This window comes from Pseudomonas veronii, from assembly GCF_002028325.1.
Classification (GTDB): domain Bacteria; phylum Pseudomonadota; class Gammaproteobacteria; order Pseudomonadales; family Pseudomonadaceae; genus Aquipseudomonas; species Aquipseudomonas veronii.
In genome coordinates this window covers 3,249,782-3,268,423 of record NZ_CP018420.1, presented here as the reverse complement: position 1 = coordinate 3,268,423, position 18,642 = coordinate 3,249,782, and the positions used below count along the sequence as shown (strand labels likewise).

General features: G+C 59.2%; 16 protein-coding genes and 2 pseudogenes. 3 read left to right on the top strand and 15 right to left on the bottom strand.

Features of this window, described 5'->3' with window-relative positions; translation table 11 throughout:
• Positions 1–169: 169 nt before the first annotated feature.
• Positions 170–1,192: a zinc-dependent alcohol dehydrogenase family protein gene (locus PverR02_RS14965; protein ID WP_017845697.1), complete on the bottom strand. Its 1,023-nt coding sequence runs from the start codon at positions 1,190–1,192 to the stop codon at positions 170–172.
• Between the two features lie 269 nt (positions 1,193–1,461).
• Here PverR02_RS14965 and PverR02_RS14960 point away from each other — a divergent pair, with 269 nt between their 5' ends.
• Positions 1,462–2,376 (top strand): LysR substrate-binding domain-containing protein, encoded by a 915-nt coding sequence (locus tag PverR02_RS14960; protein WP_079443735.1) that lies wholly within the window; start codon positions 1,462–1,464, stop codon positions 2,374–2,376.
• 43 nt (positions 2,377–2,419) lie between these two features.
• Here the strand turns inward: PverR02_RS14960 and tnpB are convergent, their stop codons facing one another.
• The 4 genes and pseudogenes from tnpB to PverR02_RS14945 form a co-directional block, all read right to left on the bottom strand.
• Positions 2,420–2,758: an IS66 family insertion sequence element accessory protein TnpB gene (gene tnpB, locus PverR02_RS32635; protein ID WP_407691836.1), complete on the bottom strand. Its 339-nt coding sequence runs from the start codon at positions 2,756–2,758 to the stop codon at positions 2,420–2,422.
• A complete protein-coding gene (gene tnpA, locus PverR02_RS33130; RefSeq protein ID WP_407691835.1) occupies positions 2,647–3,057 on the bottom strand; it encodes an IS66-like element accessory protein TnpA in 411 nt (136 codons plus the stop codon). Before tnpA ends, tnpB begins: the two co-directional genes overlap by 112 nt.
• A 143-nt stretch (positions 3,058–3,200) precedes the next feature.
• Positions 3,201–3,545 (bottom strand): annotated as a pseudogene (locus PverR02_RS32625) (MFS transporter); the annotation flags it as partial.
• A pseudogene (locus tag PverR02_RS14945) lies at positions 3,534–4,736 on the bottom strand (condensation domain-containing protein); the annotation flags it as partial. The pseudogenes PverR02_RS14945 and PverR02_RS32625, both read right to left, overlap by 12 nt.
• A 460-nt stretch (positions 4,737–5,196) precedes the next feature.
• Between PverR02_RS14945 and PverR02_RS14940 the strand changes: the two are divergent.
• Positions 5,197–5,802, top strand: a complete 606-nt coding sequence (locus PverR02_RS14940; RefSeq protein ID WP_046383328.1) for an ATP-dependent Clp protease proteolytic subunit — start codon at positions 5,197–5,199, stop codon at positions 5,800–5,802.
• A 451-nt stretch (positions 5,803–6,253) separates the two neighbouring features.
• Here the strand turns inward: PverR02_RS14940 and PverR02_RS14935 are convergent, their stop codons facing one another.
• Together PverR02_RS14935 and PverR02_RS14930 are read right to left on the bottom strand one after the other, a co-directional pair.
• Positions 6,254–6,754: a hypothetical protein gene (locus PverR02_RS14935; RefSeq protein ID WP_079443733.1), complete on the bottom strand. Its 501-nt coding sequence runs from the start codon at positions 6,752–6,754 to the stop codon at positions 6,254–6,256.
• Between the two features lie 285 nt (positions 6,755–7,039).
• Complete coding sequence (locus PverR02_RS14930) at positions 7,040–7,933, bottom strand: DMT family transporter (protein WP_079443732.1); 894 nt, start codon at positions 7,931–7,933, stop codon at positions 7,040–7,042.
• A 383-nt stretch (positions 7,934–8,316) separates the two neighbouring features.
• Here PverR02_RS14930 and PverR02_RS14925 point away from each other — a divergent pair, with 383 nt between their 5' ends.
• Positions 8,317–9,237, top strand: a complete 921-nt coding sequence (locus tag PverR02_RS14925) for a LysR substrate-binding domain-containing protein (protein ID WP_017845651.1) — start codon at positions 8,317–8,319, stop codon at positions 9,235–9,237.
• A gap of 8 nt (positions 9,238–9,245) precedes the next feature.
• Here PverR02_RS14925 and cptA read toward each other — a convergent pair whose 3' ends face one another.
• The 8 genes from cptA to PverR02_RS14885 are packed head-to-tail and all read right to left on the bottom strand — an operon-like array spanning position 9,246 to position 18,313.
• Positions 9,246–10,979, bottom strand: coding sequence for a phosphoethanolamine transferase CptA (gene cptA / locus PverR02_RS14920; protein ID WP_017845650.1), 1,734 nt, complete (start codon positions 10,977–10,979; stop codon positions 9,246–9,248).
• Between the two features lie 4 nt (positions 10,980–10,983).
• On the bottom strand, positions 10,984–11,727 hold the full coding sequence (locus PverR02_RS14915) for a nucleoside/nucleotide kinase family protein (RefSeq protein WP_017845649.1): 744 nt from the start codon (positions 11,725–11,727) through the stop codon (positions 10,984–10,986).
• On the bottom strand, positions 11,727–12,461 hold the full coding sequence (locus PverR02_RS32620) for a nucleoside/nucleotide kinase family protein (protein ID WP_026139859.1): 735 nt from the start codon (positions 12,459–12,461) through the stop codon (positions 11,727–11,729). Before PverR02_RS32620 ends, PverR02_RS14915 begins: the two co-directional genes overlap by 1 nt.
• A 1-nt stretch (position 12,462) precedes the next feature.
• Entirely contained in the window at positions 12,463–14,202 is a 1,740-nt protein-coding gene (locus PverR02_RS14905) for an ABC transporter ATP-binding protein (protein WP_017845647.1), read from the bottom strand.
• Positions 14,199–15,398, bottom strand: a complete 1,200-nt coding sequence (gene spt / locus PverR02_RS14900; protein WP_079443731.1) for a serine palmitoyltransferase — start codon at positions 15,396–15,398, stop codon at positions 14,199–14,201. The genes PverR02_RS14905 and spt overlap by 4 nt, the downstream gene beginning before the upstream one ends.
• Entirely contained in the window at positions 15,385–15,648 is a 264-nt protein-coding gene (locus PverR02_RS14895; protein WP_017845645.1) for an acyl carrier protein, read from the bottom strand. Before PverR02_RS14895 ends, spt begins: the two co-directional genes overlap by 14 nt.
• 32 nt (positions 15,649–15,680) lie before the next feature.
• Complete coding sequence (locus tag PverR02_RS14890) at positions 15,681–16,589, bottom strand: NAD-dependent epimerase/dehydratase family protein (protein ID WP_079443730.1); 909 nt, start codon at positions 16,587–16,589, stop codon at positions 15,681–15,683.
• Positions 16,589–18,313: a fatty acyl-AMP ligase gene (locus tag PverR02_RS14885; protein WP_227778866.1), complete on the bottom strand. Its 1,725-nt coding sequence runs from the start codon at positions 18,311–18,313 to the stop codon at positions 16,589–16,591. The genes PverR02_RS14890 and PverR02_RS14885 overlap by 1 nt, the downstream gene beginning before the upstream one ends.
• Between the last annotated feature and the right edge of the window lie 329 nt (positions 18,314–18,642).

The following is an 18,642-nucleotide window of genomic DNA, read 5'->3' as shown; positions in this document are numbered from 1 at the left end:
ACAGATGCCGCGCTGGAATACAGCGCGGCATCGGGGGGAAAGCTCGTGTTTTGCGGGGCCTGGCGCCCTGATGGCGGCTTAAACGCCGCGAGGGTTAAGCCCTGACAAATGGCGCATTTGCCCCATCCGTTCAGACGCCGGAGTATTCATTTGCGAATACTCCTACAGCTCAAACAGCTTCAACCTGCAATGCGACGCGCTCACGGCACGGGCATTCGTCCATGTAGCGGTGCGCTTCGACGAACTGGCTGAATGGAAACACAGTGGTTTTCAGCGGGACCAGCACACGGTCGGCGGTCATCTGGTTGATGTCGCGCAACGCGCGCTGCAATGCCACTTGGTCCTGGGCGATGCCCAGCTCCGGTTTGCCGGTGAAGTTGCCGATGCAATGCACAAAGAACTGAATATTCTTCTGGAACGCCGCACAGGCCGGGAATGGCGTCTGGTTGCCACCTTGCAGGCCATACAGCACCAGGCTGCCACGCGGCGCCAAGACATCACCGAGTAACGACATCTGCGGGCCGCCCAAGCCATCGAACACCACGTCAACGCCGCGATTATCGGTGAACTTGTTGATTTGCATGAGCAGGTCCTGCTCTTCGGTGACGATGACCTTTTCCGCCCCGAGGGACAGCAGGTACTCGCGCTCCGCGCTGTCCTTGGTCGCGGCAATCACACGCACACCCAAGGCCTTGCCCAGTTGCACAAAGGACGGGCCGGCGCAGTGGCTAGCGTCGGTCACCAAGGCAAACTGGCCGGGTTTGACCCGCGCCAAGTCCACATATGCAAAATATGCAATCAACAGCGGCGTGTAATGCACGCTGGCTTCGATCGGGCTCAAGACATCCGGATAACGGGTCAACGCCGAACGGGGCAGGACGATTTGTTCGCCATACACCGGGTAATCATTGGGGCTCTCGGCGGGAAAACTGGCGACTTTATCGCCCACGGCCAAGTCATCCACGCCGTCGCCCAGGGCTACGACCACCCCGGCCATCTCGTGGCCAAGGCCGGACGGCAAACGTGCATGGGAAGACGCCAGGTTCTGGCGCCACAAAATGTCATACCAACTGATGCCAATTGCCTCGACTCGTACCTGCACTTCGCCCGGTGCAGGCTGCGCGGCTGCATGCTCTTCGCACTTGAGCACCTCAGCCGGACCAAACTTGTGAAAACGGATCGTGCGGGACATCGCAAACCTCGTCAAAGTAACCTCTATTGCCCTGAACTCTATCTGGGCTTTCCGGGTAAGACCACCGGTCGCCGTTAATAGTCGACATGTCTGTCATTGATTCCGCGACTGAGGAATAGACCTCAACTATCGTAGGAAAACTCAATTAGCCGGTGCAGAGTACCAGCCTTTCCCCGTAAGATTCATGCCGGTCATGCTCCGAGCATGGAGATCATAGGGATCATGTATGGCCGCTCTCGTCAAGTTTACAGACTCATCCAGGACACAAGATGAACCGTAACGACCTGCGTCGTGTCGACCTTAACCTCTTGATCGTATTCGAAACCTTGATGCATGAGCGCAGTGTGACCCGTGCCGCCGAGAAATTGTTCCTCGGCCAGCCGGCCATCAGCGCGGCACTGTCGCGCCTGCGCGGTCTCTTCGATGACCCGCTGTTTGTGCGTACCGGGCGCAGCATGGAGCCGTCGGCCCGCGCCGTGGAAATTTTCGCCCTGCTGTCCCCGGCCCTGGACTCGATTTCCACCGCCGTCAGCCGCGCTGCCGAATTCGACCCGGCCACCAGCACCGCCGTGTTCCGCATCGGCCTGTCGGACGACGTCGAGTTCGCCCTGCTCCCCCAACTGCTCAAACGCCTGCGCGCCGAAGCCCCCGGCATCGTGCTCGTCGTGCGCCGTGTCAATTACATCCTGATGCCCGGCCTGCTCGCCTCCGGCGAAATCTCCATCGGCGTCAGCTACACCGCCGAGCTACCGGCCAACGCCAAGCGCAAGGTACTGCGCCGCAGCCTACCGAAACTGCTACGCGCCGACAGCGTGCCCGGTGCCCTCAGCCTGGACGACTTCTGCGCCCGCCCTCATGCGCTGGTGTCATTTGCCGGGGATTTGAGTGGGTTTATCGACGAAGAACTCGAAAAGCTCGACCGCAAACGCCATGTGGTGTTGGCCGTGCCGCAATTCAACGGCCTGGGCACCCTGCTTGCCGGGACCGACATCGTCGCCATCGTACCGGACTACGCCGCCGAGGCCCTGACCGCGGCGGGCGGCTTGCGCACCGAGGATCCGCCACTGCCGGTACGCTCGTTCGAGCTGCACATGGCATGGCGGGGCTCGCAGGACAATGATCCCGGTGAGCGTTGGTTGCGGTCGCGGATTCAGATGTTTTTTGGGGACCCCGATAGCCTGTAATGAAGCTCCACTAAACTCCATAAAACCTTTCTATAACAACTACTTATTGATAATTTAAGTCCACTGCCGCCTGTCTAAATCCAATGTGCTCGGTGTCCAACTGCATTTCAGCTCCATGACGAATGCTTGGCCAGTGGAATTTGCCCTGGTTCAACCGACGAGCAGCCAGCCAGACACCGAAGCCGTCATGTACCAGAACTTTCATGCGAGTAGCGCGGCGGTTGGCAAACAGATAAGCACAGTGCGGCTTCGCCGCACCGAACACCGCGATCACCCTGGCCAACGCGGTTTCGGTGCCCGCTCGCATATCCATCGACTCGGTAGCGAGCCAGATGAAGTCGATGCGGATGATCGCAGCAGGTCTCGAAGAAAGGTCGCGCAAGCAGCAGCATTTTCGGTTGGCCAGTTCACTTTGACGGTGCCGCGCGGGTGCTGGATCTCGACGTAGATATTCGACGATGTAGCTTGCGAACTTGCTCCGCCCAACTGCATGGGTAACGGAATAAATGCAGGTTGCAGCGCCATGCTTTTCTGCGCGTGCACCCGAATCCATTTGTGGACGAGGTTTGCGTTGAGGCTATGGCCGAGTGCGATGTTGGCAATAGAAGCGCCGGGCTGGGCACACTCTTGAATGACCTGGACCTTGAAGGATTTTGAATAGGAACGGCGTGTTGGTTGCATGAAATACCCGCTTAAAAGGCTAGAACTGGTGCCCACTTAAATTTAAGTGCACACCATGTCTTGGCCTTGCGAGGCTGGGTAGATGACTTGGCCGGACGCATACACTCCTGATTACTGGCCAAGTGAATCGCCCCAAATGGCCTCTATCGCGCAAACGTTGATTGAGAGGCACGTGTCCTTAGCTCCGGTAGGAGCGAGAATAGTGCCAGTACACCTAGGCCAGCGCCAACCCAAAGCGCCCCCTGTAGTCCCAAGCCAGCTGCAATACCCCAGCCGCCGATCCACGAGCCGGCCATAACGCCGAGCATGATGCATGCCGTATGTACGGAGTTGACCAGCATGTTGTTATGTCCAACACGTGCCCCTCGGGTAATTAGGGCTGGGTTCATCGAAACACCGGTCAGACCGATTACCACCAGTGCCACGATGGCGACGGCTTTAATTTGGCCGAACAAAGCAAAGATCACCATTGCGGCAATTGCTGCCACATGCTTCGCGGCCGCTTCCATCGTGAAGTCTTCATCAAAAACATCACAGGCGTATTCGAAGTCCACCTGCACATCACTATGGTCATCGAACTCCGACACCCATATCGCCAGTGCATCATGAGCATGGGTCTGCGCTACGGTTTCACAGGTTACGCCAGGGATCGAGACGGCCTTCGGCCAGCGCATATAGGAAATGGTGGTATCGAACAACGGCGCCGAGCCCTTGGCTACGTCCCCCAGCGGCACACGCTGATGGCGCAGCAACGTACGAATGCCTTGCCGCAATTGCGCAACAAACTCCTCGATGTGTTGGCCTGGAATAATCTCAACGCGCAACGGCAAAGTATTGGCGAAATGCCCAACCACCGCCTTGGCCCTGCGGTCAGCACGGTTCAGTACCGGAATCCCGAGCACGACCTCATTACGTTGGTGCACACGGGCCAGATAAAGCGCGATCGCGGCGCTGAGAAACAGGAACGGGGACTCGCCACGGTCTCTGATGGTGGCCAGCAGCGGCCGCTCCAGGGTGATAGAGTAACGAGCGTTACTCCGCGCGCCAGCAGCCAGCTTGCGGCTGAACAGGGCGGGCTCGACCCCACTCAATACTTGGGAAAAGTAGGCACGATCTTCCCTGTACGGTTCCAATTGCGTGTAGTCGTCGGCCTCAATGACCGCCAAAAAGGATGTCGCTTGGGTTTGCGTTTCCGTCACCGCATTTGCGGTCAATCTCAGGTATTCATCACGTACCTGACCCATGAAGTACTGCAAACCCCAGGCGTCGCATACAACATGGTGCGCCCGGACATAGACATACGTTGAATCACTTGCTCGAAGCAGGAACAGGTCAGCCAATTGGTTGCCGTCCAAGGCGTAACTGAAGCCAAACGCATTGCGCAACCAGGCCTGGATATCAGCGTCGGGATCATATTCATGCGTAAGGTCAAGGGTCGTTATCGAGACATCCAACTCGGCGGCGAGCCATTGAAAAGGTTCACCGTCTTCTTCCCCAAGGCGCAGGCCGAAGGCATCGGTGCGTCTGGCAACAGAGGCCATTGCGTGACGCAAAGCCTGTTCATCCACTTCGCCAACGAGACGGTCGTAGCAGAAGAGCGTGTACTGATTGCTTTCGGGGAACTGAGCAGCGGCAACCCAAATGTCGCGCTGATAAGGCGATAACGGCTTACGGATCATCCCTGTATCCTCTTGAAGAAACTCCAAGGCGTGGAAGCACGCAATGCGCCAACATGCCAATCAGGCATTTGGCTCGTCCTCATCCTGAGTACGACTTTATCCGTCAGAAGAGTAGGAAAAACTTCCACGTCTCTGTAAGAACATTTCGAGCTTAGAAGCAAATTTTTCCTTTGCAAGCTTGCTTCGCATATTTTTTTGAAGCTGCCCATCGTGACGGCGCGATGCATTTTTGTGTTGCACTTGGCTGAAACTCGGAAGATCTAACGGTGAGTTTCGTCGGGTCGATGGCTCACCAAGGTTCTAGCAAGATGCCGCCAAAGGCTTTGACTTACATCCGGCCGAACGCCTAAAGTCTCAACGGTTTACGATTCGGGAGCTGCTTATGCTCCCTTCGGCCAGAAGGCACGCCCGTGGATATGGTTTGCCTAAAATGGAACTTTGAATAGGTCTGGGAGACGCTATGAACACCGACGAACAAGAGCAGGACAACAAAGAACAACAGGGCGCCGTCAGTGCCAAATTGATGGAGTATGCGATCAAGGCTCGTAAGGTATTCATCACGGGAGTGGTGGATGAGCGGATGGCCAAGGACGTTGTGCAACAACTGCACATTCTTGCATCCATTAACGATGATCCTATTTACGTCTTCATCAATTCGCCGGGTGGACATGTTGAGTCGGGCGACATGATCTTCGATGCCATTCGTTTTATTGCCCCGCCGGTGGTCATGATTGGCTCCGGCAGCGTCGCGAGTGCGGGCGCTCTGATTTACGCCGCTGCCAAGAAAGAAAATCGCTACTCGCTTCCGAACACACGATTCCTGCTGCATCAACCGTCGGGAGGCTTTCAAGGGCCAGCGAGTAATGTCGAGATTTATATGAATGAAATTGTCAGGATGAAAAAACGCTTGGACAAAATCTTCGCCCAAGCCACCGGACAAACGACAGAAAAAATCAGCGCTGACACCGAGCGTGACTTCTGGCTCAATGCTGAGGAAGCATTGGAATACGGATTGGTCAACAGAGTCATTGTGTCGGAAAAAGAAATTACGCGACCGACCGCCTGACCGCCTGATTGTGCAAAGTGGATTAGCCCCCACGCCTTGGGCGGAACCTGTCTCGCACTGCGTACCAGGGGGTTAGTTTTTTTATCCCGTGTCAAGCTCGGCGTTTTGAGCCTCATGCAAGCTTTCACATCACGCCGCCTGACCACAACCTATTCTCAGTCTCTCATCAATTTTTATTGGGCAATCGCTGTTGCAAGCCCATTAATAGAATTGGAATGGAGAAAAATGAGAGGTGCTTAAGCTCGCGTTCAAAAATGCATCGGTGTGACCGCGGTAGTTATGCAGTTATTCGGCGACGCAGAGTGGGTCGAGTGCTGTGCTGATGCCGGAGAAATTACCACACCTAAAGCCCCAATTTACCTACGCTGCCAGCATCCTTAGCAGCTTGTCACAATCATCAAAACTGAATGATGAATGTCGTCCCCACCCTTGGCGGCAGATCTTCGAAGAGCTATTTACTGGCTGCTGCTAGCTTTGGGTCTTTCAAAGTTTCTTCGCCCAACGCCAGCATCACGCTAAGTAAAGTGAGACTGAAAACCATAACAAGCGTACGAATTACATTCTCAGCGCTCAACGAGTCCGGTTCGACCCAGTGCCAAACCGTCAAAAATCCCAGTATCGCTCCTAGACCCGTTCTGCCTGCGGTCAAAAAACTTCCACCAATGTCACCTAAAAAAAGATGCACAGCGTCGAGCCAACGCTGATACCGAACGGACATGAACCTCCACTTGTATTTAACAATTGCAGCCACCGCGAATGCTAAACACAGCCATGCGTAGTAGCCCATCAAAAAAGGTGCCGCGAGTAAAAGGTCCAGCATTGCCTTGAACTGTGCTGACGACTCTGAATTTAACAGAACTGGCACTCCTCCCAACGCGAAGGCGAGTGCCAGCTCCCGGGATGCCCTCACAACAACGTGCAACTTTGGACGTGTTTTTTTAACCTTGAACATATAAACCCTCATCGTGCGCAGTCGTTGGATCTGCGCTGGCTTTGCTCGGAGCGGCAACGATTAATGAAGACAACGAAAGCAGGCAACGGAGCTTACCGGGTTCATAACTGATATGTCCTGCCGAAATAGTCAAGCCGGCAGCTCGTTCAACCAGCAAGGTACGCCACCCCTCAAGGTCATATGACAGCACCTGCCACACCTGCCACAGGTAGCTGAGTTGGAACACTACCCAGGTCAATCCTGGCTATCCACGGCCGTCAAACATGGCGATAGTCACGCCCGGCCCTAGTTCGCTTCCTGACGCGGGGCACGGCCCAGCGACCAACCAAAATTCATGCCCGCCGCCGCCAGCAGGATCGCGCTCGCGCCAAGCACTTGCAGGGTGCTGAGCGGATGGGCGAAGGCAAACCAGTCGACCAGGATGGCGACGATCGGATAGATGAACGACAGCGCGCCAACCAGCGCCGTGGGGATTTTCTGGATGGCGCTGTACAGTAGGGTCGACATGAGTCCGGTATGGACCACGCCGATAATGATCAGATATGTCCAGGCGCCCTCGACCGTATCGACCCTGCTGAAATCCACGAACGGGGCCAGGACCAGCACGCCTACCACCATCTGGATCAGTACGATCAGGTGCGCGGGCAGGTCCTTGAGGCGCTTGGTGATCGCCGCCGCCACGGCATAGAAGAAGGCCGAAGCCAGGGCCAGGCAGACGCCGAGCAAGTAGTCGGCACCGGTGGCCTGCCCACTGCCCTTGGCGGACACGATCAGCATCAGCCCGGCGAAGGCCAACAGCAGCCAGCCAACCTTGGCGGCGCTGAGGCGTTCAGCGAAAAACAACACCCCCAGACCGACCAGCATGAACGGCTGAACGTGGTAGACCACCGTGGCAATGGCGATAGAGGAATGTTTGTAGGCACTGAACAGCAGCACCCAGTTGAGGATCAGCGCCACCCCGCCCAGGCATACCAGAATGAACTGCCGAGCGTTGATCCGGGAGCGGCGCAGCACCCCGAGGATCAGGCACGCAACCAGCATCGCCATCGCGCCGAACAAGCAACGCCAGAACACCACGGCCTCCGGGCTCTGCCCCGACATGATGACGAACCAGCCCACCGTGCCGGAGATGACCATGGCCGAGATCATTTCGAGCGTCCCACGGGATTGCGACTTCATCACTCACTGCTTCCTTGCTGTCGACATTGCCGTAACCTAAGCCGCCGTTCGCGGAGGTTGGTTCGGCAAATCGAATTTTATAACGAACTAACGATCTCGCACGCCGTTGGTACACATCCGCGTTGCCCGCAAAAAGTTGACGTAGTAAGTCTTTTTCAGAGCTTCCGTAACAGCGATCGCTCACCATTGTTGCGAAAACGGTAACTAGGCATTCCAGAAAGCGCGATGGTGCCACTGAAAAGCACATGCTAAGTTTCGCGCCGCGTAACAATTTGAAATATTTTTCTATGGCCTGAGTGCGTCTAGCTCGACCATCAGACACTCTTAGCTCAACTTTCCCGGCACTGCCATGCGCCAACTTGCACGGCAGTTGAAAGGCGCCCATGAATCGAAATGAACTGCGAAAATCCGACATCAACCTGATGGTCATTTTCGAAGCGCTCATGCAGGAACAAAACGTCACCCGCGTCGCCGAAAAAATGTATTTAGGCCAGCCAACCGTCAGCACAGCACTGGGACGGCTGCGAACGCTGTTCAATGACCCCCTGTTTGTTCGAGTAGGCCACCGCATGGAGCCCACTCGCCGCGCCGAAGAAATCATCCGGCATCTGTCGCCAGCGCTGGATGCCATGGCCACGGCGCTCAGCCTCGCGCACCAGTTCGATCCGCTGGAAAGCTGCCTTACCTTCAAGATCGGCCTTTCCGACGACGTCGAATTCGCCCTGCTGCCGCCCTTTCTGGCGGCGCTGCGCGATGAAGCCCCCAACGTGGTCGTGATCATCCAGCATGCCGACTATTGGCGCATTCCCGACCTATTGGCGTCCGGCGACATCACCGTCGGCATCACCGAGACCCGTGAACTGCCCGCGAATGCCAAGCGCAAACTGCTCAGACGCGTCGAACCACGCATCCTGCGCGCCGATAACGCTGACGCACCTTTGACCCTGGACGAGTTCTGTACCCGCCCCCATGTTCAAGTCTCTTACACGGCCAATATCCACGGTATCGTCGATGAATGCCTGGCTAAAATCGGCCGCGACCGCAAGGTGGTACTGTCGATTCCGCAGTTCAGCTCGCTGCCGGCGGCCCTCAACGCGACCAATCTGCTGGCGAGCTGCCCCGACTACGCGGCGAAGGCGTTGCTGGGGTGGGGCAATTTGCGCGACGAACCCTGCCCGTTCGAGGTGCCGGCACAGGAGTTGTCCATGGTCTGGCTGAGCCTGACTGACAACGACCCGGCCGAGCGCTGGTTGCGCACCCGGCTAGAGCAGCACATGGGCAACCTGGCCGCCACTGCTGCTTAGCCGGCAACTCAAGGTGCGCTGCCCAGCGTGTTGAAGTCACGCAATTTGGCCGGCTGGCGCGGATCACCAATCAGTAGCTGACCTCGCTGATAGGCCGGGTTGACGATGCTTTTCCACGGCTCGAACGTGTCGAAGCGCAGCCCTGCCAGATCCGCCCACGTGTGGATGAAGTGCGACGTGGTCCACTCGCGATGTAATGCATCGCGCAGATCGAGTGGGTTGTCCTCTTTCCAGCTCGGCGAGCGCCATACCAGGAAAGGCACGGTGTACATTGGCCGTGTCGGCGCCTCTTCATTGCGCCCCAGCATGTGCGGGGCCACCGGGTCGTACACCGACTCACCATGATCTGACAGATACACCAGGAAGCCATGCGGGTTGGAGCGCTTGAAGCGATCAATCAACGAGCTGACCACGTAATCGTTGTAGAACACGGCATTGTCATAGTCGTTGTATTTGCGCAGCGTCTTGTCCGTGATATAGCGCGGTACCTCGGCGCTGTCCTGGAACCGCGCGTAGCCGCTGGGAAACCGGTAGCGGTAGTTCATGTGGGTGCCCAGCAGATGCACGACGATCAGCTTTCGCGGCGCCTTGTCCTTGAGAACCTGGCTAAACGGCTCCAGCACGTCTTCGTCGTATTGGCTGGTGGAATTCTGATTCCGGTTGTTGTTCAGGTAGACCTGCTCGTCCGCCTGCTTGGAAAAGGTGGTGAGCATGGTATTGCGCTGGGTCATGGTCTGCTGATTGGTGATCCAGAACGTTTTGTAACCAACCTGCTTCATCATGCTGATCAACGAAGGTGTCGTCAGGTACAGGTCCGGGTGCTCCTGGTCGGCAAAAGTCAACACCTGCTGCAGCACTTCGATGGTATACGGCCGCGGCGCCACTACCTGATCAAACACGTCGAGTTCGGGCCGCAAGGCATCCAGCTGTGGCGTGGTCTGGCGAGTGTAGCCGTACAGACTCATGCGCTGGCGATCAGTCGACTCGCCGATAACCAACACCATTGTCGCTGGCTGCCCGGCATGGGCATCCACTTGATGCTGCAAGGGCGCAATGGCTTTCCAGCCCTCGAACATATTCGCCATATCGGCCAATTGCTGACGGTACTGCGTGTAGCCAATGACCATCTGCCAAGGCGATGCCGACTGCAGATTCTGCTGAAACTTACCGATGCGCATGTCCAGGTCGCCACGCTTGCGGTACTCATGGAGGGCTGAGTAGCCCACCGATGCAAAGGCAATCAGCAGGCACAACACCACCTTGGCACGCCCCGAGAACGCAACGGGGCGAACCCTGAACCATAACCCCAGCGCGATGACGGTATAGGCCACCAGCACGGCCAATTTAGACCAGGAGAAATACTGGGAAATATACTCACTGGACTCACTCATGTTGGACTCGAACATGATAAAGATCGCGCTTTGCGAAAACTCCTGGCCATAGATCAGGAAGTAAGCCAGCGCAGTCAGCGAGCACATCCACAACACCAGCCCTATCAACCCGACGATGGGCCGCGTCCAGCGCGGAAACAGCAATGGCGGGATCAGCCACAGCAGGCTTGCCGCGCTGGCTTGCCAGAAGCCGTCAAGGCCGGCGACATCGGCATGGTAGATCAACCATTGCAGGGGGCCGGAAAAATACCAGAAAAACAGGTACATGACGGCCAGCGAGCGGGCACTGGAACGGCGCAGGAGCGGCGTGCCAGAGGCATTCGCAAAGGGCTGGGCGCCGAGATGGGGCATAGATTTATTCAACGCGTGTAACCTGCGGTTCAAGAGATGAGGAAAAGCCCGGGGTCTCACTGACCAGTGTTTCGATGAGCTGACGGCAAATGGCATGCACCTGGGCCTGCGGCAAGCCCGCATCGACCTCGACCACCCGCGCCCCGGGGAACGTCAAGGCCGCGGTGGCGGCCACCTTGCGCTCGATCAGGGCTAGGTCATGGTCGGGCTTGCGCGCCCAGGCCGTGTGGGCGTCCACATTGAGCCGGATGACCAGCGTGGGCGGTATCTGGGCCATCTCGATGTAGAGGTCGCGCTCACGCCGGGCCAGCAACGCGGTTAACCAACCAGTGGCATGGGCGGCCGACAAGCCAGGGCCATCGTTGAGCCCGGCGATCTGCGCCTGCGGGTAGCGGTCACAGATCACCAGCCGCCCGCTCTCGCGCACGTGCAGCATGTGCAGGAAACGACGCCAGCGCAGCCTGCCGAACAGGTAGATGACCGCAGCCGTGACAGGCCCGGGAATACGCTCGCCGGGCGTTCGAGCCCGACTGGCCTTGGCGGACAGATGCCGCTCCAGCATCGCGCCTATCCACGGCAACTGCCGAATCTTCAACCCCAGCGCCCCGGAGCCCAACCCCAGGTAGGCATATTGGCTATTGGCAATGACCGAGCACAGGTAGTGCGCCGTGGTGGTCTTCCCGGCACCGTCCGGGCCGATGATGGCGACCAACGGCGCCAGGCGCCGGAAGGCGCTACGGCTGGCCATTACACGGCGCGCTGGCGGGCCAGGCATGCGTTGATGGCATGCTTGGCCTGGTCGATGACGGTATCCAGGGGCTGGGTACTGTCCAGATCAATGATCGGACTGCCCTGGTATTCCAGCTGCGGCACCAACGCGATTTTGGTGGCCAACGACGCGTAGCGGTGATCCGGTTTGCGCTTGTAGGCCGTTTCCAGATCGACATTGAGCCGAATCACCACGTCAGGGCGATAGCTCACCATGTAGCAGTACAGCAAGCGCTCGCAACGTGCCAGGCAGCGCACCAGCGCATTGCGATGCGGTACGCCACTGAGGCCCGGGCCATCGATCTTCATTTTGGCCACGGCAATTTGCGGAAAGCGATCGGCGATCACCGCAACACCCTGGCGTCGCAGCGACATCATCTTCTGATAGCGCCGCCAACGCCGTACGGACAGCAGAAAAATCGCGGCCGCCGCCAGGGTACTCGGCGCCTCGATCGAGGTTCGCGACGCTTCGCCTGGCGACACTGTTTTCGGCGAGTTTTTGGCAATCAGACGCTTGAGTACGCCCCCCACCATCGGCAAGCCCACCAGTTTCTCGCCCAAGGCCTTGGATTGGATGCCCAGATGGCAGCTTTCAACCTGTCCGGACTCGCGCATCCACGCCAGGATAGCGTCGGAAACAGTGGTCTTGCCCGCACCATCGCAGCCTACAAAGGCGATCACCGGTGCTAGTTCGTTCTCATGGTTCATCGACATCTCAGCGGCCTCCCGTGCCATGGCTCAGAGCAGGACGCGGCAGCGGCGCATGCCCACCTGTCACGACCTTGAATTTACCCTCGACCAACTCGACAACCTTGTCCGCCACCTCGATCAGGCGCGGACGGTGCGACACGGCGATAATGGTGATGTTCGGCGTCAACGCCTTGAGCGTGGCGCAGATGTCGGCTTCGGATTCGGCGTCCAGCGCACTGGTGGCCTCGTCCAGGATCAGCAGGCGGGGCCGGTGCGCGAGCGCGCGGGCGATAATGATCCGCTGGCGCTGACCACCGGACAGTTGGCCGCCCCGCTCCCCAACCCGCGTGTGCAGGCCGTAATCCAGGCCCTGGACGAATTCCCAGGCGCCGGCCTGACGCAACGCATGCTCGGCATCGGCTTCGGTCAATGACGGTTCACCGAGGGTGACGTTGGCCAGCACACTGTCGTGTAGCAGCAGGGTTTCCTGGGTCACGTAGCCAATCATCCGGCGCCAACTGCGCCGTTGCAGATCGCCCAACGCCCGGCCGTCCACGCGGATGCTGCCGTCTTGAGCCACCAGCAAAGCGCACAGCAGGTCAAGAACCGTGGTTTTGCCGGTGCCCGACGGGCCAACCAGCGTTGTCATGGTTCCCACCTCGAAACTCACGCTGGCCTCGTCGAGGACGCGTCGGCCGCCGTAGGTAAACGAAACCTGATCGAACACAATGTTCCGGGCCAACGTTGGCTGGAGGCTGCCGCCGGCGGGTTCGCGCTGGGCCTCGGCTTCTTCCACCGCCTCGCGCAGGGCCCAGAACGCGCTCTCCTGCCCGACCATGCGGTGATAGCGCTGCTGCGCCTTGTGCATCAGCCCAAGCACGCGCACGACCATGAATATCAGCACCATCACCGAGGACATCGGCAGCTTCCAGATCACCAGACCGGCGTACAGACCGCCTGCGGCCAGCAGCGCCAGCAGCGGCTCCTGCAGGGCGCGCAGGGTCTCGCGGCTGGTGACTTCCTTTTCCATGGCAATGTTGAGCTCGGTCGCCTGGCTGCGCAGCAGCGAATCGGCGATGTCCTCGCGGGCCATCGCCTTCAGCGGTTTGACCGAACCCAGGGTGTCGCTCAGGTTGATCAGCAGTTCGCGCATCAGCCCGGTCTGGCTTTTGCCGGCCTTGCGCGAGGTTTTCACCAGGCCTCGCAAGGCCAGTAAAATGGTCAGGCCCAGGGCAATACACACCAGGGCGGCCTGCCAGGACACCACGAAGGCAATAATGGCGTAGGCAATGGCCTGAATCGTCAGGGCCACCATGTTGGCGGCGTGCTCGTAGGCCGTCGAGGCACGGAACGCCTCGGTGGCCACGGCGTTGGCCAGGGCCCCGCCCGGCTGACGCAGGTAATGCTCCCATCGGCTGCCCAGCGTGGCATTGATCAGGTCGACACGCAGGTCCGTGGCTACGTGTGCCACGGTGTAGCCCACCTGACGGTTGGCCAGCAGAATCAGCAGGCTGGTCAAGGACATGCCGACCACGATGATAATCAACAGTACGGTGATGGAGGGCTCCAGCCCTACACTGTGCAGCACGCTGGCAACATGGCCGGCCACCATGCTTGAGTGGCCGCTGTCACCCAGCATGACCGACACCAGGGGCAGCATGGTGGTCAGGCTCGCGCCCTCCACCACACCGGCGACCACCAGACTGAGCAGCATCAAGATTGTGCGAAGGGGGTAGGATTTGCCGAATGCCAGGATGATTCTCATGCCACCGACTCCAGGATATCGCTGTCACGCAGGGCGGCGAAGGCCTCCACCATGACGTCGATTTCCTGTTCCGAATGGGCCGCGCTGACACTGCACCGCACCAGCGTGATGCCCGCAGGCGCGGCCGGCGGCAGCACCAGGTTCACGTACACCCCGTGCTCGATCAACGCTCGCCAGAAGCGCACGCCCTGCTCCTTGGTGCCGATCATCACCGGCACCACCGGACTGGCATGCGGGCCCACCTGGTAACCCAATGCTGCCAGGCCGTCATACAGGCGATGGGCGTTTTGCCACAGCTTTTCGCGCAACTCAGGGGCTTGTGCAATGGTCTGCAGCGCCGAACGCACGGACGCAATGGCCGATGGCGACGGCGAGGCGGTGAAAATATAAGGACGACTGGCATAGCGCAGCACTTCCATGCCGCGGTCATTACCCACCGCGAAGCCGCCAATGGCCGCGAGGCTCTTGCTGAACGTCCCGAGGATGATATCGACGTCCTGCTCCACATCCAGCGCCTGGGCCAGGCCACGGCCAGTCGCGCCCATCACGCCGAAGGAATGCGCCTCGTCCAGCAGCAGGTAACCACCCAGGCGGCGCTTGATCTCGACGATTGCCTGCAGCGGAGCCACGTCACCGAGCATGCTGTAGATGCCTTCGACGATGATCAGCGCATGCTTGGCCTGTTCGCCGAGGCGCACCATGCGTCGCTCGAGGTCCGCGGCGTCGTTGTGACGAAAGCGGATGATCTGCGCCCCTCCCAGGGCGCATGCATCGTAGATACTGGCGTGGCAATCGGCATCGAGCAGCACCACGGCCTTGGGCGTCGCCAGGGCGCTGATGATGCCCAGGTTGGCGACATAACCGGTGGAGAAGACAATGGCGGATGGCCGCTCGAAGAACGCCGCCAACTCCTGCTCCAGTGCCACGTGCCCGCCGTAACTGCCGTTGGCCATGCGCGAACCGGTGGTGCCAGTGCCCTGCTCGACCAGGGCAGCCTGGGCGGCGGCAATGGCCTGAGGGTCAAACGTCAGGCCCAGGTAGTTGTTGGTACCGGCCAAAATGACGCGACGATTGCCGATGCGTCCCTGGGTGGCGCAATGGACCTCATCGATGCAGGTGCCAAAAGGGTTGAGGCCGTCGTCCTGGAACGCTTCGCGCTCCTGTGCCAGGCGGGAAAAACTGTCATACAACCCCATGATGCTCCTCCAGGTAGATCATCAGTGCGTCGGTGAGATCGGCGGGTGTGCTGACATCGATCAGGATATTGATTGGGATAGACAGGTCGAACTGGTCTTCCAGCATCATCAGCAAATCCATGATCTTGATGGACTCAAGGCCCAGGTCTTCGATCAGGTTGCTGTGCAGGCCTACTGGCCGTTGCTTGTCGGCGGTCAAGCCGCTCAGGCATTCCAGGATGTAGTCGGTGACGACTTCGCGCTTCAACATAAAAAGAGTCTGATATCTGTATGAAAGTGGGATCAAAACAACCGTTCACGCAACGCGTGTTCAAGCTCGATGGCCGGGTACCAGCCCAGGTCCTTCGAGATAAGGCGGTTGCTGGATGACCAGTCGGGATGGATAAGCTCGTTGACCTTGCTCGGCGTCAGCATGGGCTCGCCACCTGCCAGGCGATGCCAGGCCAGGTTCAGGCGTGACAGCTGCAAGAGTAAGGCTGTGGGAACACCGATCAGACGCACCGGCCCGCCGCGTATCAGCGCCCCCATGGCGGCCAGTTGCTTCCAACCGTAGCCATCCTTGGCACCGTCATTGATTTCGTAGCGCACGGCATGAATGGCCTCCACGTCCAGCCAGCGCAGGGTGGCCTGGACCAGGTCTTCCACATGCAGAAAAGACAGCCGTGCATCGGCATGGCCAAGCCGGGGCAGCCAGCCACGCAGCAGTGCCGACAGTACCGGCTGCAATTCGCTGTCGCCTGGCCCATAGACGGCCGTAGGCCGGAAAATGCTGATGGGCATGTCGGCGGCCGCCTGGAGGGCAGCGACTTCGGCATCGAACTTGGACTCGGCGTACCACGACAGGTGCGGGTACCTGGCAGCCAGCGAAGAAAACAACAGGAAACGCTCGCAACCGGCAGCCTTGGCTGCCTGCACCAGGCGCTGGGTACCCTCGACGTTACAGCGCTGAAACACTACGCGGCTGCGACCACGCACCTGGCCAGCACAATGGATGACTGCACTGGCGCCGCTGACCAGCCTGGCCAGCGATGCCTCATCTTCCAGCGACCCGCGCACCCATGTCACGGCGTCCAGGCTCGCCACCGATCGGCGGGTCAACGCACGCACGGCGATACCGCGCGCCAACAGGGCCAGCAGAATGCGCCGGCCGATAAAGCCGGTGGCCCCCGTGATTGCCACGGTCAGGCTCATCAGGCGATGGCCGCGGCAGGCAACGCAAGAGCGTCGAGCATGCTCAGGTAGCGACGTTTGGCCTCAGCACGTGCCGGTTTGCCGGATGAGGTACGCGGAATGCTTTGCGGCGGTACCAACTGAATGTCGACGCTGACGCCGAACTCACTCTGGATGCGCCCCGACAGCGAGCGGACCATGTGCTCGCGCGATGCGGGCGAGGTCACCCGGCACTGGATCTGCATCACCACCACTGACTCATCACCGCGCGACGTCACGAAGGCGATCGCATCGCCCGGCCGCACGCCAGGCTCGCCCTCGGCCACGTGCTCGATATCCTGAGGCCAGATGTTGCGCCCGCGAATGATAATGAGGTCTTTCTTGCGGCCGGTGACATGTAGATTGCCCTCGAACAAATAACCCAGGTCGCCGGTGCCCAGCCATTGGGAGGCCTGCAGTTGCGAGTCAGGGTCGCGGAAATAGCCACTCATCAGGCTGGGGCCGGCAATGAAGATCTGCCCCACCTCGCGCTCGCCGAGCACCTCACCCTGGGCGTTGCGGATTTCCAGCCGGTGCCCGGGCAGGACCGCCCCGCAGTTCACGAACGTGCTGACGGCACGTGTGCGTGACGTGGGCGGTACGGCCTTGCCGCTGTGCTCCAGTACATCGCGATCGATCACATCGGCCCGCAGGCCTTTGGGGGTGTCGGCAAAGCTGACCGCCAGGGTGCTTTCCGCCAGACCGAAGCACGGCATGAACGCCTCTGTCGCGAAACCTGTTGCCGCAAAACGTTCGGCAAATTGCGTCAGCGCCTCGAACGGTACCGGCTCTGCGCCGACACCAGCAACCCGCCAACTTCTCAGGTCAAGCTCGGCCAGGTCCTTGTCACTGCAACGCCGCAGGCACAGGTTGTAACCGAACGGTGGCGCCACGGACACCGTGCCACGATTGCGGCTGATCAGCTTCAACCATTGCAAGGGGCGCATGGCGAAGTCCTGCGTGCGCAGGTAGTCGACCGACAGTTGAGTGGCGACGGGTGTGAGGACGAACCCCACCAGGCCCATGTCGTGATAGAAAGGCAGCCATGAAACGCAGCGGTCGCCTTCGCGCAGCTTGATGCCGTCACGACTGATAACCTGCAAGTTGGCCATGACCGCGCGCTGGGTAATCACCACGCCTCGAGGAAAGCGGGTGCTGCCCGAGGTGTACTGAAGGTACGCCACATCGTCCGCGCCAGGTGCCTGCAATTCGACCTCGGCCTCTGGCAGCGCGTCGATGTCGACACCACTGAGCAAGGGCATCGGCGGCATATCGGCAGCGGCCTCTCGCACCAGCGGCAGCCATTCCTCGCCACCGCACACCGCAGCCGGGCTGCAACTGTTCAGCAACCCACGCAGCTTGTCCACGTAGGATGAATGCTGGCCAACCCCCATGGGAATGGGCAACGGCACGGGGATCAGCCCCGCGTATTGGCAGGCGAAGAACACTTCGACGAACGTGGCATTGGTGTCGGCGATCAGTGCCACCCGGTCGCCCCGCACCAGCCCCAGACCGAGCAGGCGACGTGCGCCCATCAGGGCGCGCCGTTTCAGCATGCGGTACTCGAACGAACTGACCAACTGACTGCGTCGGTCATAGAAGTTCATGCCGGCATGACCGGTGGCGGCATAATCCAATGCTTCTACCAGACTTTCAAAGTTTGCGTGACGCATGGGTATGGAATGATTTGAGCTTGTTTCTGACATATACAGCACAGCCATTAGATGAGAACCTTCGGCCTGATCGCATGACGGCAAATCCACCCGCAACATTTCATTTGGCCGATGCATTTATCAGGTGACAATAAGATAGGAAACAGCGCATCTGCGCCGCAGCCAGCAAGCGATTGTTGCCTGCGCAGTGTTCAAATTCTGATTGAATCAAATTCGGCGCGAAGATTAACAGGAGTTGTTTTCTGAACGACTATTCATTTATCAGATACCCGTCATCTGAAACAGCGATGAAGATTTTATATACAAACTTAGTTAATAGCGGTTTCATTTACGCCGCATTTGCGGTGATCAACCGCGCGTTA

Bases quoted from the DNA above. Each gene is read 5' to 3' on its own strand.
- PverR02_RS14965 (WP_017845697.1), bottom strand. From the start codon at position 1,192: ATGTCCCGCACGATCCGTTTTCACAAGTTTGGTCCGGCTGAGGTGCTC.
- PverR02_RS14960 (WP_079443735.1), top strand. From the start codon at position 1,462: ATGAACCGTAACGACCTGCGTCGTGTCGACCTTAACCTCTTGATCGTA.
- tnpA (WP_407691835.1), bottom strand. From the start codon at position 3,057: ATGCAACCAACACGCCGTTCCTATTCAAAATCCTTCAAGGTCCAGGTC.
- PverR02_RS14940 (WP_046383328.1), top strand. From the start codon at position 5,197: ATGAACACCGACGAACAAGAGCAGGACAACAAAGAACAACAGGGCGCC.
- PverR02_RS14935 (WP_079443733.1), bottom strand. From the start codon at position 6,754: ATGTTCAAGGTTAAAAAAACACGTCCAAAGTTGCACGTTGTTGTGAGG.
- PverR02_RS14930 (WP_079443732.1), bottom strand. From the start codon at position 7,933: ATGAAGTCGCAATCCCGTGGGACGCTCGAAATGATCTCGGCCATGGTC.
- PverR02_RS14925 (WP_017845651.1), top strand. From the start codon at position 8,317: ATGAATCGAAATGAACTGCGAAAATCCGACATCAACCTGATGGTCATT.
- cptA (WP_017845650.1), bottom strand. From the start codon at position 10,979: ATGCCCCATCTCGGCGCCCAGCCCTTTGCGAATGCCTCTGGCACGCCG.
- PverR02_RS14915 (WP_017845649.1), bottom strand. From the start codon at position 11,727: ATGGCCAGCCGTAGCGCCTTCCGGCGCCTGGCGCCGTTGGTCGCCATC.
- PverR02_RS32620 (WP_026139859.1), bottom strand. From the start codon at position 12,461: ATGTCGATGAACCATGAGAACGAACTAGCACCGGTGATCGCCTTTGTA.
- PverR02_RS14905 (WP_017845647.1), bottom strand. From the start codon at position 14,202: ATGAGAATCATCCTGGCATTCGGCAAATCCTACCCCCTTCGCACAATC.
- spt (WP_079443731.1), bottom strand. From the start codon at position 15,398: ATGGGGTTGTATGACAGTTTTTCCCGCCTGGCACAGGAGCGCGAAGCG.
- PverR02_RS14895 (WP_017845645.1), bottom strand. From the start codon at position 15,648: ATGTTGAAGCGCGAAGTCGTCACCGACTACATCCTGGAATGCCTGAGC.
- PverR02_RS14890 (WP_079443730.1), bottom strand. From the start codon at position 16,589: ATGAGCCTGACCGTGGCAATCACGGGGGCCACCGGCTTTATCGGCCGG.
- PverR02_RS14885 (WP_227778866.1), bottom strand. From the start codon at position 18,313: ATGTCAGAAACAAGCTCAAATCATTCCATACCCATGCGTCACGCAAAC.